Source organism: Plantactinospora sp. BC1 (genome assembly GCF_003030345.1).
Lineage (GTDB): Bacteria > Actinomycetota > Actinomycetes > Mycobacteriales > Micromonosporaceae > Plantactinospora.
The window spans coordinates 7,795,022-7,812,766 of sequence record NZ_CP028158.1; the positions used below are offsets into that span (position 1 = coordinate 7,795,022).

A 17,745-nucleotide genomic window follows, 5' to 3' on the forward strand; every position below is an offset into this window, starting at 1 on the left:
AAGGACTCGTTTAGGTGGCCCGGTGGTACTCGTCGATGGTCCCTCCCATCCGTCGTCAACGTCGGACGACGCCATCGATCGATCAGCACAACCACCTCTTGTTGCGGTCCCGGTGTCCGGTCGGGGCAGGCGGGCCCGGGTCACGATCTCGCAGCTGCACTGTGGGGCTGCAACTGCGCTGGCAGCAAGGGAGCGGCAGTCACGTGCCGGCGGCGTACGGGGGCGTCACCGCTGTTACCAGTCCGAAGGCTGCCGCTGGTCCCGACCTGTCCACTGCGGCGCCTACCGCACGGACGAGACCCGGACACCCGGATAACCCTGCGACAGGTAGCTTGACGATCCCCCAACTGCTGGGGTCGAGCCAGCCCCGCTGGCGGCGAATGTGGTCGCAGGCTGAGCCGCCCCCGCTTTGATGGAGCTTCTGATGTTCCCCGGGTTTGGTGGAGTCGGTTTGGTTGACTTTCGTGTGATGTTCCCCGGGTTTGGTGGAGTCGGTTCGGTTGGCCGCTCCTGCACGTACTCGCACAGCCGCTCATTGGCGACCAGCTTCGCCGCCTTCGGACGCCTCGCGAGCAGTTCCGCCTTCACTGCGCGACCGACGCCCGGTAGTCGAGCTTGCCTCCCCGGGTCGCCGCGTTGCGACGCAACTCTCGCGAGACCGTCGAAGGGTCACGACCCAGCCGACGGGCGATCGCCCCGACTCCAAGACCCCCTGATCCTTGAGCGAGGCGATCTCCTCCCGTTCGGCGAACGACAGATACCGGCCCGTCACCTGGGTAACCATGAACAACGGCATGCCGCCACGCTGCCGGAACCACCTGCTCCCGACCGTCTGCGACACACCCACCGCGACCCCGGCATCCTCGCTGGTCAACCGGCGATCCCGAGCACGACCTGCGGCAAAGGGGCGCGGTCGGCACGCTGGGGCGGCGGCGCAACATGCCGGTGAGGGCCGGCCGAGTCGGCCGGGGACGACATGGTGTGCTCCGCTCGGGCCGTCGGCGGCACCATGTCGTCCCCGCGCGTCGTGGGTGTCAGCGGTAGAGGCGGATTGCCATCACGGTCGCCGGCGACACCACGAACCGGCCGGACGCCGTGCCCTGCGTTGACCTCCGACCCCCGGACCGATGTGGCCGCTGACGGTGATCACGCCGCCGTCGTGCGGCACCGCGTCGTGTGCCGTCATGCTGGCGAGCCCCTGAACGTATGCGTTCGCGCGGTGTTCAGGTCCAGCGGATGGATCCGACCGGGAACGGCACCGGGCCGTTGCCGTCCTCGAACGTCCGCCCCTGATAGTTGGGCAGTTCGTAGTGGGTGGCCGTGCAACCGGCGAAGGTCCGGTAGGAGCCCAGGTACTGCGGCCAGCCAGGCGATCCCACGAACGGCATCGCGTGGTCGACGTCCGCGGTGGACGCGGTGCAACCGTGCGGAGCGGTGATAAACAGTGCCGGGCCCTCGAAGTCCGGGTCCTCGTACAGGATCTCGATGACCACCTCGGCGGAGGCGGCCGGGCAGTGGTCCTGCCCGCCGGTGTGTCGCAGGTCGACGGCGCAGACGCGGGCCGCCGCGCGGGCCGGTTCGGCGGGCATGCCCGCGGTGGACAGCAGGATGGTGCCGAGAGCGGCGGTCAGCAGTGCGGTCGTACGGATGCTGGGGCGCATGGTCGTTTCCCTTCCGGTTTTCGCTCTTCTTCGAATGGCGGTGCGGGGACGGCGCTGCCGAGTGCCGTCCCCGCGATCCGTCAGGTCCAGGTGATGGAGCTGGCCTCGTCGTCCATCCAGCCCATGTCGGCCTGCCCGGCGTCGTACGCCGTCGAGACGCCGGTGAAGTTGATGTGCTCGTAGTGCTTGGCGAGGCAGTTGGCGAACGTTTGGTAGGAGCCGATCTGGTCGTTCCAGCCGGCGGGCAGTGTCGCCATCAGCCAGTCCGTCTCGGCGGAAGTGCATCCGCTGGTTGCGGTGACGAGCAGCCGGCTGTCTTCGAAGTCGCTGTCCTCGTACTCGATGCCGATGACGATGTCGGCGGCGGCCGCGCGAGACCCGGACGGCTTTCCGCCACGGGTGTTGCTGGCCTCCAGACGGGCCCGGAAGGCGCTGTCGCGCAGCGCCGCGTTCCCGTCCGCCGGGGCGTTGGAGATCCGGCCGCCGGTCGCCCGGGCGACCGCTTCGCTGAAGCTGGCGAAGCACACCGGGTTCGGTGCGGCGACACTGACGTCCAGGACGCACTGAGTGACCGGCTTGGCCTGTTCGGCGGCCTGCGCCGGTGCGGCGGCCGGCACGGCCAGTGCCAGAGCGACGACCGGTGCGAGCGTGAGCGCACGCAGAAGCATGAGGTTTCCTCCTCGATTCGGGTTAACCGGGCCCCGCGCCCGGTGAAAACACCTTCGCGTCCGGTTCTGGTCAGCAACCTTGCGGCGACCTTGCGGTCCAGTTCAGGATCGATCGACGGTGATGAAGGGTGGGTCGTGGAGTTCCTGCTGCTCGGGGAGGTCCAGGTGCGGGCCGACGGGGCTGGCGTGGATGCCGGCACGCCTCGGCAGCGGGCGGTCCTGGCGGCACTCGCGGTCGACGCTCCCCGGCCCGTCACCATCGAAACGCTGGTCGACCGGGTCTGGGACGAGGAGCCGCCGGTCGAGGCCCGCAACGTGGTGTACTCGCACGTCAGCCGGCTGCGGCGCATGCTGCGCCGGGCCGGCGGGAGCGCGGCGCCGCAGATCGCGCGCCGGCCGTCCGGGTACGCGTTCGAGGTGGAACCGGACCGGATCGACCTGCACCGCTTCGGACGCCTCGCCGGCCGGGGGACCGATCCGCTCTGCCCCGATCGGGAGCGGGTCGACACGCTCGGCGCGGCGCTGCGGCTTTGGCGTGGTGTGCCGCTGGCCGGGTTGACCGGTGCCTGGGCGGAGCGGGTCCGGGACACCTGGCAACGGCGCCGGCTGGACGCCGCGGTCGCGTGGGCGCTTGCCCGGGTCCGCCTCGGCCAGCCCGAATCCGCTGTCACGGTGCTCACCGAGCTGGCCGTCGAGTACCCACTGGCGGAAGCGCTGGAGGAGGCGCTCATGCGGGCGCTGCACGCCGCCGGACGCGACGCCGAGGCCATCGCCCGGTACGCCACCCTGCGCGAGCGGCTCGCCGACCAGCTCGGGGTGGAGCCCGGTGCCGGCCTGCGGACCCTGCACCAGGCTCTGCTGCGCGGCACCCTGCCGCCGGCCGTGCGTACGCCCGGCGCGTCGCGCCGGCCGGTGACACCGTTGCAGCTGCCACCGGACGTGCTGGTGTTCGCCGGGCGGGAGCGAGAACTGGCCCAGCTCGAGGAGGCCGTCGCGGCCACCGAGAGGCACGGCACGGCGCTGATGATCGTGACCGGTACCGCAGGGGTCGGCAAGACGGCCCTGGCCGTACGGTGGGCGCACCGGGTGCGGGACCGGTTCCCGGACGGGCAGCTGTACGTCAACCTGCGGGGCTTCGACCCGACCGGCACGCCACTGGAGCCGGCGGAGGCGCTACGCGGGTTCCTCGACGCTCTCGGTGTGCCGCCGGAGGGCGTACCGGCCGGCTTGCAGGCTCGGGCCGGCCTGTACCGGAGCCTGCTGGCGGACCGCCACACGCTGGTGGTGCTGGACAACGCCCGCGACGCGGACCAGGTCCGGCCGTTGCTGCCCGCGGCCGCCGGTAGCGCGGCCGTCGTGACCAGCCGTGACCAGCTCACCGCGCTGGTGGCGGGGGGCGCCCGGCCGGTGACCCTCGGGCTGCTCGACCGCGTCGAGGCCGGTGACCTGCTGGCCCGTCGAATCGGCGTGCGGCGGATGGTCGACGAGCCCGGCGCGGTCGACGACATCATTTCCTGCTGCGCCCGGCTGCCGCTGGCGCTGAGCATCGTGGCCGCCCGGGCGGTGCTGCATCCACACTTCCCGCTCTCCACGCTCGCCGCCGAACTCGTCGGCGGCCACGGTGGGCCCCCGCAGGCGCGACTGCTGCCCTTCGCCGCTGCCGGGCCGCAGGCGGACCCGCGTACGGTGTTCTCCTGGTCGTACCTGCGGCTGACCCCGGCCGCGGCGGCGCTGTTCCGGATGCTCGGCGTGCATCCCGGCCCCGATCTGACCGTGCCGGCCGCGGCCAGCCTGGCGGGCCGGCCGCTGGCCGATGCCCGCACGTCGCTGGCCGAGCTGGCCCGCGCACACCTCGTCGAGGAGCACCTGCCGGGCCGGTACGGGTGCCATGATCTGTTGCGGGCGTACGCGGCGGAGCTGGCCGAGACGGTCGACTCGCCAGCGGACCGGCGGGCGACGGCGGGTCGGATGCTGACGCACTACGCGCACACCGCCGACGCCGCCGATGCCCTCATCGATCCGCATCGTGACGTGCCAGCCGGCGTACCTTCCGTTCCGGCCGGTGTGCGGCCAGAGCCGGTGACCGGCAACGCGCAGGCGCTGGCCTGGTTCACCGCGGAACGGCCGGTGCTGCTCGCCGTCCTGCGCCGGGTGGCCGGCTTCGACGCGGAAGCCTGGCACCTGGCGTGGGCGATGCGCCGTTTTCTGGCATACCAGTGCCACTGGCAGGACGAGATCGAGGCGCTCACGACAGCGCTGGGTGCCGCGCGACGGATGGGCGACTCGTCACGGGAGGGTTTCGCGCACTGCTACCTCGCGTGCACGCAGGTCCACTTCGGCCGCACCGACCTGGTACGGCGCCATCTGGCCTCGGCGCTCGACTGCTACCGGAATGCCGGAGACTCCGCCGGCCAGGCGCGCACCCATCACGTCCTTGCCTGGACGCTCGACGCCGCTCACCGGTACTCGGAGGCGCTGGCGCACGCGGAGGCCGAGCTCGACCTGTACCGGACGATCGGCCACCGCGCCGGCCAGGCCCGCGCGCTCAACGCGGTCGGCTGGTTCCACACCCGTCTCGGCGAGCACCACGCGGCCGTCGCCCAGTGCGAGGAGGCGCTGCGGCTGCAACGGCAACTCGGTGACCGGCTGAGTCAGGCGGGCACGCTGGACAGCCTCGGCTATGCCCGGCACCAGCTCGGGCAGCACGACCTCGCCTTCGCCCACTACCGCGCCGCCGCCGGCCTCTACCGCAGCCTCGGCCACCGCTACTACGAGGCGAACGTGCTCACCGCGCTCGGCGACGCCTGCCAGGCCACCGGGGACACGGCCGCCGCGCGCCGCGCATGGCAGGCGGCGCTAGACAACCTGGTCCTGTTGCGGCATGTCGACGCCAATGGGCTCCGGACTCGGCTGGCCGCACTGTCAACCGTGGACGAAACGGCTTGACGCACCATATCGAGCCAGGCATCCTGCGCAGAATCGAACCTTTCAGCCTGAACCGCGCGGCGCTCGCACATCGCGTCCGACGTCGCGGTCCGCCGCACCGCGAGGAGAGGGTGAAAGGTTCACCGACAACCGGGGAGAACCGATGACTTCGCTGACCTTCACCCAGGAAGATCTCGACGGCCTCGCCGCAGCGCTGGACACCTTGCAACTCAACCAGAAACAGCGCACGCTGCTGACCGCCGTACTCGCCAATGCCGCCACCTCCGTAGCGCTGCACACGCCACCGTCGTTCGACTCCTTCGCCGAGCAGTTCGACGCCGCCTACAGCCCCGGCCTGGCGCAATTCCTGGTGGATCCCGCCGGCCACATCATCCGCGGCTGACATGCCGACCAGCCCCGACCGGACGGCGTATCCGGTGGTGCTGGTGAGCATGCCGTTCATGGCAGCCGACCGGCCCTCCATCCAGATCGGCCTGCTCGCCGCGATCCTGCGCGAGCACGGGTTTCCGGCCACCACCCGGCATGCCGCTCTGGACTTCGCCGCCCGGCTGGGGCCCGCCCGCTACGACGCCCTCGCCCAGCACCGGGAACGGCTGATCGGCGAATGGCTCTTCTCGGTGGAGGCGTTCGGTGCCGCGGCTCCCGACCCGCAGGGCCGCTTCCTCGACGACTTCTCCGAAGATCTCGCCCACCTCGGTGCCGGGGGCGAGACCCGGGAATGGCTGCTGCGCACCCGCGACAGGGACGTTCCCGCCGTCCTCGACGCGCTCGCCGACGAGGAAGCCTGGGCAGCTGCCCGGGTGGTCGGGTTCAGCTCCACCTTTCAGCAGAACGCCGCATCCATCGCCCTCGCCCGTCGCCTCAAGGCACGCCACCCCGGGCTGATCATCGTGTTCGGCGGCGCGAACCTCGACGCCGAGATGGGCGCCGCGTTGATGCGTACCGCCGACGTAATCGACTTCGGTGTCGCGGGGGAGGCGGACACCGCGCTTCCGCGCCTGCTCGACGCGCTGCGCAGCGGTCAGGACGGGGCCGACATCCCCGGTGTGATCCGGCGTACCGGCGGCCAGGTCGTCGCCGCACCGTCGGCGGCGCAGCTGGAGCACCTCGACGCGTCGCCGCCACCGGACTACGACGAATACTTCGCGCGTGCCCGGCAGCTTCGGCTGTTGCCCGGCGGCGGCCACTGGAACGTCTGGCTACCGTTCGAGTCGGCCCGCGGCTGCTGGTGGGGCGCCAAGCACCATTGCACCTTCTGCGGTCTCAACGCCACCAGCATGCGATTCCGTACCAAGTCCGTCCCGCGGCTGCTGGCCGAACTCACCGGGCAGGCGCGGCGGTACGGCAGTCTCCGCTTCGAGGCCGTCGACAACATCCTCGGCACCACGCACCTGACCCACCTCATGCCCCGGTTGCAGGAGACCCGCGCCGACTACGAGATCTTCTACGAGGTACGCGCCCACCTCACCCGCGCCCAGCTCCGCCTGCTCGCCGGCGCGGGTGTTCGGCACCTGCAACCCGGCATCGAATCACTCAGCAGCGCTGTGCTGCGTCTCATGGACAAGGGCACCACCGCCGCGCAGAACGTGAACCTCCTGCGGTGGGCCCGCTACTACGGCCTCACCGTCAGCTGGAACATCCTCTGGGGCTTCCCCGGAGAGACCGCGCGACAGTACGCCGACCAGGCCCGCCTGATCCCGCACCTGACCCACCTGACCCCACCCGCCGGTGCCTCGCGGATCTGGATGGAGCGCTTCAGCCCGCTGTTCAGCCAGCCGGAGCGCTTCCCCACGGTGTGGCGCGCACCGGAACGAAGCTACGCATACGTCTACCCGCCGGGCACCGATCTGGACGAGTTGGCGTACTTCTTCGAATACGAGCTGGCGGACACGCTGCCGGACGAGGCGTACCAGCCGCTGCGGGAAGCCGTCGCAGACTGGTCCGCGGCATGGCAACGCCCGGAACCGCCCGCCCTCACGTACTGGTCGTCTCCCGGCTACCTGAGGATCTACGACGCGCGGCATCCGAGGCGGGAAGGCACGTACGAGTTCCGAGGGCTCCTCGCCGAGATCTACCTCGGCTGCGCGGAGAGGCCGACCAGCGCCGCGGCCCTCCGCTCCCGCCTGTCCACGCCGGTACCCGTACCCACCGTCGAGGAGGCCATCGGCGAATTCTGCGCACGCGGGCTCATGTTCCGCGACGGATCACTCGCGCTCTCGCTGGCCCTCCCTGCGGTAGGGGGCCGGTAGAGAGCATTACGGCACCGGCGGGGGAGCACGTCCGGCGTCACGGGGCCGCCCTGCCGGCGGAGCGTCGCCGTCTCTCACCAGTTCGTGCCGACATCCGCCCAGCGGTCCGGGCCACGTCACCGTCTTCCACAAGCTGGCCGCGGGGCGACCGGCTCTGACGACGCCGCCCGCCGCGCTGTTGCCGAGTCCGCTCGCCTCACCCTCGGCACCCCGGCCGCCGTTCTCGGCCTGGTCGAAAGCATCTCCGACGCTCTCGCATGCCGTGCCCGGCCCGTCGGCGGCACCCGGGGCGATGACCAGGGGCCGCCGACGCCCGTTTGCGGTCGGCGGCTACACCGCGCCCGCCGTGTGCGCCTCGTTGACCGGCACCGCCACTGTCAGCGGCCAATCCGGTCCAGGTCCGGTAGGGGGTGCTCGGCCACCGCCCTTCCGGCCGCGTCGTAGCCGACGAGCGTCGGTGGGTCGACGCGCTCGTCAGCCAGGTACCAGAAGAAGAACTGGCCCTCGGCGAGCAGTGCCGACCGGGTGGTCCCATCGGCCAGCCGCAGCTCAGCCCGGGCCGCGCCGCCGGCGGCGGCCCACATGGTGTGTATCCCACGGTCATCCGCCGACCCGCCGGTGCTGTGGAAGGGCCCACTGCCGCTGCCGCCGTCCCGGTCCGACTTCCGCTCACAGCTCCCGCCGGCCAGCCGGAAGTCCGCCGGAGCGGGCCGGTCGAGGGGGCCGGGCGTGTACCGTGCCAAATCCTGTCGGACAGGCTGTGAGCTGGGAGTCCTCAGCTCGAGCTGATGATCTCCGGCTTGGTCGTGCGGCTGTTGTACCTGGGAATGATCCGCCTGTTCAGCCGCCGGCCCATCGGCACGTCCGGCGGTTCACTGCGACTGTGCTGGCAACTCCGCCGGTCGTCCGTGACTGCGCATGGTGTCGGCGGCCGCGACCCCGGCCAGCACCAGGGTGCCGGCGGCCGTTACCGCCAACGCCGGCAGGTACCGTGCCCCGGGCACCGCAGCGGCCAGGACGACGATCGCCACCAGCCGCTGCGGTGAGACCCGGCGGAAGACCTCGTACTCGAATCGAGCCCGGCCGGCCAGGAACAGTGCCGGGCCGCCTAGGGCGATCAGTACCCAGGCGGTGGTGACCGCGCCGGCCGGATCGTGGATGGCGAGGGCGAAGCTGGCGGCCGTGACCACGACGCCCGACATCATCACCAGGTGGCTGTACAGCGTGCCCTGTGCGGACCCGCTGGGCCCGCCGATGGTTTCGATCGCCATCGGCAGGACCTGGCCCGCGCGGTGCCGGTAGATCCGCCACAGCAGTACGGGCTGCCGAGCGTCACCGCGAAGGCCGTGAGGTGCGGGGCCTCGAAGGCACTTCGGCTCATCGCGATCCCGATGATCAGAATGGCGTCGCCAAGCGAGATGATGAAGAACTGCTGGAGCCGTTCGGCCAGGTGGTCGGAGACGACGAAGAATCGCGACGACGCGAACCGGCGCAGCCGGGGTACTGGAAAGCGCAGTCCGAAGCCGAGACTGTCGATACCCAGCGCGACCGCCCAGAGCACCACCCGGCGGGTGCCGTCGCTGACACCCCCGGCCATCCAGAGCACGCCCGACGCGGTGAACCAGGAGAGGACGCTGATCGCCCGGGCCCGGGCCTCCGGCTGGCCGCGGAGGGCCGGCGCCAGCAGGAAGCCCCGGGTAAGGTGGATCCCGACGTACGCGGACGCGAAGACCACTCCGTGCGGGCCGAACGCGGTGGGAATGGCGGCGGTCATCAGCAGGCTGCCCACGAGGGCGCAGAGAGTGGTCAACTGGATGAGCGAATGCTGCGGGTCGTAGAGGTTGCTGACCAGGACAGTGACCGCCCAGACCCACCAGAGCGCCATCAGCAGTATCAGGGCGTGCAGGGCGTCGAGCCAGCCGGGACCCGACTCCAGACGTTGCGAGATCAACGCGAGGACGACGACGTAGACCAGGTCGAAGAAGAGTTCCAGCATCGTCGGCCGGCGTGCGTCCTTTGGGCGGGGCAGCAGCATGTCAATCCGTGGCTCGGCGTCGGCGCCCGATCATGGACCGGGCCGGGCCCAGTTTCGCATCCGCGGCCGCCACGGCGGGCGGAATTCGGCAGTAGTCGCGCGGTTGGGCGCGGACCCGCACGGTTTGCTAACCCAGTTGGCCGCAACTACCGATCATGGCAATTCAGGGTCGCCGGCCGGGCTTGCGCCGGACGGGTCGCGTACCGGCGCTCACGTCTCGAGGCCCTCGTGCTACGGCACGAGATAGTGGTCGCTCCGCCTCCTCGAGTCGGCGCTCGAAGGCTCCCTCCGTAACCGACCTCCATTGCGACTGGTCGTGGTGCGGGGCGAGGATCACCTGGCGCGGCATCTGTCGTCGGTCCTCCGGGCCTGACCGCGACCGCCTGGTCGCCGGCACGCGGACGATGCTCTTGGTCCAGTGGTCCTCATCGAGGTCGTACTCTCCGATCTGGAAGCCGTCTGGCTTGTCGGGGAAGCCCGGTAGAAGACGCGCGCGGCAGATCCGCTCTTCGGCCACGGCCTCGGAGGAGTAGTAGCGGTCGAAGTCGCCGTTGCCGAGCAGTGCGCGGAGTTTCAGGACGGCTTCGGCGCCGGCGTTGCGCCCGGCCGTCGACCCGTTCGTCCGACAAATTCGCTACCCGGCGGCCGGAGCGCCGTGATACACACCCGGCGTGCAAAACATCCTGGAGTTCTCCGAGGTCCTGCGGCTGATCGAAGACCGCTCGGCCGCGTTCCGCGCCGTGATCGCGTCCGCCCCCGACCTTGAGGTCCAGGTCCCGACCTGCCCGGACTGGACGCTGCGCGAACTGGCGCAGCACCTCGGCGACGGCCGCCGCCGCCAGGCCGCCATCGTCGCGGCGGGCCCGGGCGCTGAGCCCCCGGCGAGGACGGACCCGAAGGGCGCCCCGACCGCGCCCCGCGACCGCGAAGCCTTGGACGCCTGGCTCGCCGAGTCGACCCAGCTCATGCTCGACGCGCTGCGCGAGGCCGGCCCGGATCGCGGCTGTTGGACCTGGTGGGGCCGCTCGCAGGCCCCGGAGACCAGCGGAGCCGTGGCGCGGCACCAGATCCAGGAGATCGCCGTCCACACCTACGACGCCCAGCTCACCCTGGGGGCCGCACAGCCGCTGCCGACGGACGTCGCGGTCGAGGGCGTTGACGAGTTCCTGACGACGGTCTCGGCGACGACCGTCCCCTGGCCGTTCAAGCCGGCGACCATCGACCTGCACACGACCGAGGGCCGCTCCTGGCGCCTGACCCTCAACGCCGACGGCGTCCGCTGCGACGACCTCGCCGCCGACGCGGAGCCGGGCGACATGGCGATGCGAGGCGCAGCGAGCGAACTGGTCCTCTACTTCTACGGCCGCGTCCCGCTCGACGGCCTGGAGACCACCGGCGACACCGAGCCGATGGAGCAGCTCGCAGACTGGGACCCGAACGCGTAAAGCGAGCACTTGTGACGCATCTGTCGGTTGTGTGCGCGCTCCTGCGGCGCTATTGGGCCCGGGACTGCGGACATCGCGCGGCTGCGGGCAGGCCGCGGGCCTGCTGTTCAAGGGCGAAAGCGCACCTGCGGGGCGGCTCGCGCTCGACTGGGGACAGCGCGTGGCGGGCGCAGATTGCTGGGACTGACCTCGTAGATCAAGCAGCGAGTCGGTAGCGGGCCCGGTGACTGCGCTGGTGTTCTTGGTCGAGGTGGAAGGTCCAGTAACGGTCGAAGTCGCCGTTGGCAGCAGGCCGCTGAGTCTCAGGACGGCTTCGGCGCCGGCCAGTGACCATCGGGGTCGTCAGGGTTGAGTACGTCAGGGTTGAGTAGGCGGGGACGGCCTCCCGCCCACCTAGGGTCCAGGCAGGCCGGGCCGCTCTGGCTGGACCGGTGGATCACGTCCCGCACCGTGTCGTCGGCCTGCACCAACTGAGCGATCACTGGAACTCAGTTGCCCCGGCCGAGGTCAGCAGCATCATCGACCGTCGATAGCGCACTGTGTTGGTGCTGCCCCGGCGAACGGTCCGTTGTAACTGCTGGTCCTTCTGGTCGGTCAGCCTCCTGATCTTGACGAGCTCCGCCACCACGCCCCCAGCTCCGTCGGATGTCCGTCCCATCCAACCGGTTCCGGCCTCGCCGTCGCCAAGCCGGTAAACGTTCCCGGGTAGAGCACTAGGCAACCCACGGGCAGGCGGGTCGCACACCGTTAGGCCGGCTGTCTGGTGACCTGATCGAGTACGTGACGGGAGTTGGCGGCCTGTTCGGGTTGTACTCGATTCGTGGCGGCTGGACCCGGGCGGGCGATGTGTTGGTGAACGAACCGAGCTATGGGCACCGGCAGGGCGAGGCTGGCTGGTTATGTGGCGGTACCAGGCGTCGTAACGTCGCACCTGGTGCTGGTCCAGGCCGACCTCGGTCTTCGCGCTCTGGAAGCACTCCTCGATTGCCCACCGTGCGCCCGCCACCCGGGTCAGAGTTTCGTCGTCGGTGCCGGCGGGGCCGAAGCAGAGGTAGTAGGCGCGGTCGTCGGGGTTGGTGCTGCTGCGCCGGATCAGGAGCCACTGGCGGTAGCCGTCGACGTCGGTGTCGGGCAGGGTGGCCGTGGCCCAGTCGTAGAGCCGTGGACCTTTCGCGCCGTCGCCGCAGCTGCGTCGTCTCCACGCCTCGACCGGTGCGGCGTTGGCGAGCAGGTCGGGGCGCCAGTTGCCCGCCGTGGTCGGGATGCGTTGGTTGCGGGGAACGGCGAGGACGTAACCGACCTGTTGTTGTTGTAGCCAGGTCCGGAACTTCGAGTCCAGACCGTAGGCTTCAAGGGTCCAGTCGTTCTTCGCCGCCAACGGCGACAACAACCCGACCAGGTAGCTGAGCGCCTGCTTGCGCGGTTCCGCACGCCCGAACCGGTGCGCGAACCGCGCCAGCGGATCATCCAGACCCGCCCGCCACCCGACGATGTGATTGACCAACACAAGCGCGATAGCCTGCCCGGCCCGCCGCTGAAGGCGTCAGACACGAAGTGCGATCACCTGGTCAGTCCGGCGACTAACATCGATGCCGGCAGCTATCGCACCGGCACCGACGGGACACCGATCATGTCGCTGACGTGCCCAAACGCCAGGAACCGCAGCTACGGCTGGAGGACTAGAGTTCTCTCGCGAAGAACTGATCGCAATACGGGTTTCGAGTTAGAGTCTCGTTAGGACGATGCTCGTGATGGAGCTTCGTTGCCCCGAATATGGTCAGATATGACTCTTGCTCAGCCACCGAATCCTGGGATGCGCCTGAGTTATTGTGCACCGTTTGATCGATTGCGCGTGACTGAGGAAGTTGAGGTTAGCCAGAAAGAGGCGGACGCTCGGGCAAGGCGAAGGGTCGACCTTTATAGGAAGAAACTTCCTGCCAGATGAATGATGTCGTACGGGAAGGTTTGCCTCGGCCCGGTCCAGTGAAGGCCGGGGGCTTCGTCGGCGTGGGCCGCTTGACGGTGGTTTCCGACGAGGCGCAGCAGGACAGCGCCGATCTCGCGTAGCGGCTTGCGCTGCTACAACGGCCAGTCCAGCCGCTATGGCGATCTGGTGTGCTGCGTATCAACAGGCCCGGCCTCTGGTGCCGGATGAGCAGCCCGGCGGCCGGGGCGAACTGTCCCTCGGCGGCCTCAGGTAGACCCGGCAGGGGCGTGCCAACTGCCGTCCGCGCCGTGCCCGACCCGCTGGGCGCGGCGCGGACGGGTACATCGTTACCGATGTAGGCTGGACGGACCGGCACAGCATCGCACCCCGATCGTCACGCACCCCTCGCCGCTCCGGCCGGAGACATGGCAGGTCCACATGTCGATTCGCTACTACCTCTACATCAGCGACACCAAGCTCGACATGCTGCTTCCACAGATCGACCCCGCGTTGCTGCGGCAACGGACATCCGGCTGGGGCGGGGGCGGCAAAGTCTTCCAGTGGCGGCGCGAAGAGGTGCGGGAGCGGGAACGCGTTGCCGGCCTGGAGCGGGTGGTCCGCCATCTTCAGGACCATGGAGACGTCGGCGCGGTCGACGAGCCGGGCCAGTTTTTCTGGGGCATCATGCCGATGCGCTGGGATCTGGTGCAAAACAGCGTCGACGCCGGCATGGTCTACTTCGGTGGCCGGACCGAGCGCACAGTGGTCGGACTCGGCGGGTCGCCCCGCCACCTGCTCCATTCCCCGGTCGACCGGCCGGAGGAGCTGGTGCCGGCCTCGCTGACACCGGCCATGCTCACCTTCCTCCGGGCTCTCGGCGAAGCCGGGGAGCCGGGCGACGGGTCGGCCGCGTCGGGCGACGACGCCCATGGTGGGTGGCGGCCGGTGGACCCCGCCGGCGGCGACGCCGTCGGCGGAGGGCTGGCGGCCGGGTTGGACATCGACCGCCGGGACCCGCGGGCGAGAGACGCGGGCGACGATCGCGCCGCGCTCGCGATGGTGCATCGGGTGACCGCAGGCATGCGGGGGCCGACGCAGAACCTGGAATTCCTCGCCAAGCGGCTGCTGCACGGACGGAGCCCGTACGCCGAGCGCGGCGAGTCCGTACTGCTGGGTTCCCCGCTGTACGTCGCACAAGTGGACTGATCGGCGGCGGGATGTCGACGGCGGAGGCGGGGCCGCAGTGGCGACCGGGCGACGTCGTACTCGACCTCTACGAGGTCCGTGGGGTGATCCACAGCGGAGGAATGGGCCTGGTGTACCGGGTGTACCACCGTGGCTGGAACGTCGAACTCGCCGTCAAGGTGCCACGCCCGGAGCTCGTGTGGTCGCCGGAGGATGTCGCGTCGTTCGAGCGGGAGGCCGAGTCGTGGGTGGAACTCGCGCCGCATCCGCACGTCGCGTATTGCGCCTACGTGCGGCGGGTGGATGGCCTGCCGCTGATCTTCGCAGAGTGGGTCGACGGCGGCAGCCTCGCCGGGGCTGTCCGGGACCGCCGCTTCTACCGGCACGGTGCGCGGCGGTCGCTGCGGTATGCGCTCGACGTCGCGATCCAGTGCGCGTGGGGACTCGACCACGCACACCGGCACGGGCTGGTTCACCAGGACGTCAAGCCCGACAACGTACTGCTGACCGGCGACGGCGTCGCCAAGGTGACCGACTTCGGGCTGGCCCGGGCAGCGGCGCGCGCCGCTGCCCGGGAGGGGCCTGCGGCCGTACCCGAGCTTCGGTCGCCAGCCGGAGGAGGGGCCACCGGGCGGGATCGCGGCGCTGCCGCCGGAGGGGGCGCACCCGCTGGGGGGACCGGGACCAGCCTGCTGGTCAGTCTTGGTGGGCTGACGCTGGCGTACTGCTCACCGGAGCAGGACCTAGCCGCCCGGGGGGCCCGGGTGCCCCTTACCCGCGCCACCGACGCCTGGTCGTGGGCGGTCACCGTGCTGGAGCTGTTCGCCGGGCGTCCGCCGACACCGCACGGCCCGGACGCCGCCGCGGCGCTGGACGGGTTGCTCGCCACATGCCCGCCGCAGCCGCACCTGCCGGCGTTGCCCGGCGCGCTGGCCGAGATGCTCCGCCGTTGCTTCGCGCCGGACCCGTCCGTCCGGCCGGGCCGGATGAGTGACCTCGCCGACGAGCTGATCGAGATCTACGCCCGCGAGGTCGGACGGCCCTACCCTCGCCGGCCGGCCACGGCGCATCGGCTGCTCGCCGACGGTTTGTCGAACCAGGCGTTGTCCATGCTGGACCTGGGCTTTTCGGACCGGGCGGAGCAGTGCTGGAGCCGGGCGTTGGCTGCCGATCCGCACCATCTGCCCACCGTCTACAACCGTGGCCTGCATCGGTGGCGCAGTGGCCGGACGACCGACGTCCAGCTCGTATCGGGAGTGGCAGAGGTCCGGTCCAGCCACGACGGGAGCTGGCTCGGCGACTACCTCCTCGCGTTGGTCGAACTGGAGCGCGGCGACTCCGGCCGGGCACAGGCGCTGTTGGCGGCGGCGGCTGGCGGCGGCGCTCCGGCGAGCCAGCTGGCCGGGGCAGCGGAGCTGGCCGGGCGGCCCAGTGCGATGGTACCGCCTGCCGTCCTCCGTGGACCGCCCGTCGGCTGGCTCGCGGGGCACGCCGCCGTGCCGGTGGCCCTCAGCGCCGACGGCTCGGTCGTCGCGGCAGCGGGTGCGGACGGCAGCCTCCTGGTCTGGCAGGTGCGCGCCGGGGCCCCACCGGCGGTGTTTTCCGGCCCGGCCCGGCAGGCGCCGGCGGTGGCGCTGGACACCTGCGGCCGGCGGGTCGCCGTCGGCGGCGACCCGGGACAGGCGGAGGTGTGGGAGGTAGCCACTCGGCGGCGGCTGTGCCGGCTGGATGGACACCACACCGCCGTCGCCGCGATCGGGTTCAGCCCGGACGGGCACCAGGTGGCCACCGTCAGCGAGGATGGCGCGCTGCGGCTCTGGGACGCCGACACCGGCCGCCCGGTGCGCACGTTCGCCGAACCCATTCCGAGCGGCTGGAAATCTAGGGGCCCGGCCGCCGTGCGGATCGACGCGCGTTTCGTGGTGCACTGGGAGCCGAACACCGAGCGCGTCCGGGTGTGGGATCTGGTCACCAGCCATCTGGTACGGTCGATCCAGCTGAGCCGGTTCGCCACTGTGCTCAGCGGCGACGGCCGGGCGGCGCTGGCCGTCCGGGACGGTGAGGTCCAGGTGTGGGAGCCGGCAACCGGTCGTCGGCTGTACCGGATCAGCGGTGCCGTCCTGTGGGGGACGCCGGTGGCGGTCAGCGGTGATGGCCGCACGGCGCTGGTGGGCGGTCAGGCCGGCGTACAACTGTGGGACCTTCCAGCCGGCCGGTGCCTGCGTACCCTGCCGGACCACCCCGACCGGCCGGCCGTGGTTGCGGTCAGCGCCGACGGCAGTTACGGGCTCGCCCATGCCGGCGACGGCACGCTGCGACGGTGGCCGCTGCTACCGGCCGGGCCGCCGGCGGCCTGGAGTCATGCGCGGCCGACGGCGCCGGGCGAGCTGTCCCGATCGGCGGACCTGGTGGCGGAGGCGCTGCGCCGGGTGACCGTGCTGGCCGGGCGTGGGCAGTGGCGCGCCGCCGCCACGGAGCTGAGGGCTGCCCGGCGAGTACCGGGGTACGAGCGGGACCGCGGCCTGATCGACCGGTGGGCGCACCTTGGTCGACGCGGCCGGCCGGTGGGGTTGCGGGCGGCGTGGCAGTTGTGCGAGCTGCCCAACCCGGATCGGGGCCGGCCGGTGCTGAGCGGCGACGGCCGCCTGGTCGTGGGTGGACCGGGTCACCAGGTGGACGTGTGGGAGGTGGAGACCGGCCGGCTGCGGCACCGAACCGGCGGAAACGGGACGCAGGTGGCGGTCGACCCGGACGTGCGGCTGGTGGTGACCGGCAGTGTCGGCGCGCCAGAGCTCCCGGACCGGATGGTGCGGGTGTGGGACGTGGCAACCGGTGAGCTGCGGTACGCCGTGCCGGGGCACCACGGCGAGACGGGCGCGGTCGCGATCGGCGCCGGTGGCCGGTTGGCGCTGTCCGGTGGTGTGGACGGCACAGTGCTGGTCTGGGAACTCGCCACCGGACGGTACCGGCGCATGCTCGGCCCGGTCGACATGGAGATCGTCTCGGTCGCGCTGAGCCGGGACGGCAGCACCCTCGTGGGCGGCGGTCCGCAGGGCACGGTGGCGGTCTGGGACCTGAGCGCCACCGGCCGGACTCCGCGCTTCCTGGGCGGTTCGGTGGGCCGCCGGTCCCCGGTGGCGGTGAGCGCGGACGGGCGGGTGGGCCTGCTGGCCGGGCCGGGGAAAACGGTGTGCGGCTGGAACCTCCGCACCGGCGCCCGCCGGGCGGTCCTGCACGGGCACACCGACCGGGTGACCGACCTCGCCGTGACGCCGGACGGGACTACCGGCGTCTCCAGCGGAGCGGATGGCGACCTGAGGGTGTGGGACCTGGTCGCCGGCCAATGCGTGGGCAGGCTTGCCGGCCACTCCGGACCCGTGCCTGCCCTCGCGCTCACCCCGGATTGCCGGTTCGTGCTGTCCGCTGGTGCCGACGGCACAACCCGGGTGTGGGACGTCGGATCGGGCCGCTGTCTGCGCGTCCTGACCGGCCACACCGGCGAGGTGGTGTCGGTGGCGGTGAGTGCGGACGCCCGGACGGTGCTGACCGCCGCCACCGACGGCACCGCTCGGCTGTGGGAGCTGGACTGGGATTACGAGCTGCCCGCGCAGGGCGGAAGGGAGTCCTGA

Annotated in this window: 12 protein-coding genes and 1 pseudogene; 6 read left to right on the top strand and 7 right to left on the bottom strand. The window is 71.3% G+C overall.

What is annotated here, in order from left to right; genetic code table 11:
- Positions 1 to 504: 504 nt before the first annotated feature.
- From C6361_RS38610 to C6361_RS34180, 3 genes and pseudogenes are all read right to left on the bottom strand, one after another.
- A pseudogene (locus C6361_RS38610) lies at positions 505 to 874 on the bottom strand (transposase); the annotation flags it as partial.
- A 349-nt stretch (positions 875 to 1,223) separates the two neighbouring features.
- Complete coding sequence (locus C6361_RS34175) at positions 1,224 to 1,661, bottom strand: hypothetical protein (RefSeq protein WP_107270298.1); 438 nt, start codon at positions 1,659 to 1,661, stop codon at positions 1,224 to 1,226.
- Between the two features lie 80 nt (positions 1,662 to 1,741).
- On the bottom strand, positions 1,742 to 2,329 hold the full coding sequence (locus C6361_RS34180; protein ID WP_107270300.1) for a hypothetical protein: 588 nt from the start codon (positions 2,327 to 2,329) through the stop codon (positions 1,742 to 1,744).
- Between the two features lie 135 nt (positions 2,330 to 2,464).
- Between C6361_RS34180 and C6361_RS34185 the strand changes: the two genes are divergently transcribed.
- From C6361_RS34185 to C6361_RS34195, 3 genes are all read left to right on the top strand, one after another.
- Positions 2,465 to 5,275: a BTAD domain-containing putative transcriptional regulator gene (locus C6361_RS34185; RefSeq protein WP_107270301.1), complete on the top strand. Its 2,811-nt coding sequence runs from the start codon at positions 2,465 to 2,467 to the stop codon at positions 5,273 to 5,275.
- Between the two features lie 142 nt (positions 5,276 to 5,417).
- Positions 5,418 to 5,657: a hypothetical protein gene (locus tag C6361_RS34190; RefSeq protein ID WP_107270303.1), complete on the top strand. Its 240-nt coding sequence runs from the start codon at positions 5,418 to 5,420 to the stop codon at positions 5,655 to 5,657.
- A gap of 1 nt (position 5,658) precedes the next feature.
- A complete protein-coding gene (locus C6361_RS34195; RefSeq protein ID WP_107270304.1) occupies positions 5,659 to 7,524 on the top strand; it encodes a RiPP maturation radical SAM C-methyltransferase in 1,866 nt (621 codons plus the stop codon).
- A 377-nt stretch (positions 7,525 to 7,901) separates the two neighbouring features.
- Here C6361_RS34195 and C6361_RS37350 read toward each other — a convergent pair whose 3' ends face one another.
- From C6361_RS37350 to C6361_RS38615, 3 genes are all read right to left on the bottom strand, one after another.
- Positions 7,902 to 8,108: a hypothetical protein gene (locus tag C6361_RS37350; RefSeq protein WP_159079616.1), complete on the bottom strand. Its 207-nt coding sequence runs from the start codon at positions 8,106 to 8,108 to the stop codon at positions 7,902 to 7,904.
- 288 nt (positions 8,109 to 8,396) lie between these two features.
- The gene (locus C6361_RS38870) at positions 8,397 to 8,795 is read right to left on the bottom strand and encodes a low temperature requirement protein A (protein WP_255416183.1); all 399 of its coding nucleotides are present in this window, start codon (positions 8,793 to 8,795) and stop codon (positions 8,397 to 8,399) included.
- Positions 8,729 to 9,559, bottom strand: coding sequence for a low temperature requirement protein A (locus tag C6361_RS38615; protein ID WP_107270308.1), 831 nt, complete (start codon positions 9,557 to 9,559; stop codon positions 8,729 to 8,731). The genes C6361_RS38870 and C6361_RS38615 overlap by 67 nt, the downstream gene beginning before the upstream one ends.
- Before the next feature lie 671 nt (positions 9,560 to 10,230).
- Between C6361_RS38615 and C6361_RS34215 the strand changes: the two genes are divergently transcribed.
- The gene (locus C6361_RS34215) at positions 10,231 to 11,004 is read left to right on the top strand and encodes a maleylpyruvate isomerase family mycothiol-dependent enzyme (RefSeq protein WP_107270310.1); all 774 of its coding nucleotides are present in this window, start codon (positions 10,231 to 10,233) and stop codon (positions 11,002 to 11,004) included.
- Positions 11,005 to 11,482: 478 nt separating this feature from the next.
- Here C6361_RS34215 and C6361_RS38620 read toward each other — a convergent pair whose 3' ends face one another.
- The gene (locus C6361_RS38620) at positions 11,483 to 12,508 is read right to left on the bottom strand and encodes a hypothetical protein (protein ID WP_234359177.1); all 1,026 of its coding nucleotides are present in this window, start codon (positions 12,506 to 12,508) and stop codon (positions 11,483 to 11,485) included.
- A gap of 861 nt (positions 12,509 to 13,369) precedes the next feature.
- Here C6361_RS38620 and C6361_RS34230 point away from each other — a divergent pair.
- The gene (locus tag C6361_RS34230; protein WP_107270311.1) at positions 13,370 to 14,137 is read left to right on the top strand and encodes an SAVMC3_10250 family protein; all 768 of its coding nucleotides are present in this window, start codon (positions 13,370 to 13,372) and stop codon (positions 14,135 to 14,137) included.
- A gap of 11 nt (positions 14,138 to 14,148) precedes the next feature.
- Positions 14,149 to 17,745 carry a WD40 repeat domain-containing serine/threonine protein kinase gene (locus tag C6361_RS34235; protein ID WP_107270313.1) on the top strand — a complete coding sequence of 1,199 codons (3,597 nt, stop codon included), beginning with the start codon at positions 14,149 to 14,151 and terminating at the stop codon, positions 17,743 to 17,745.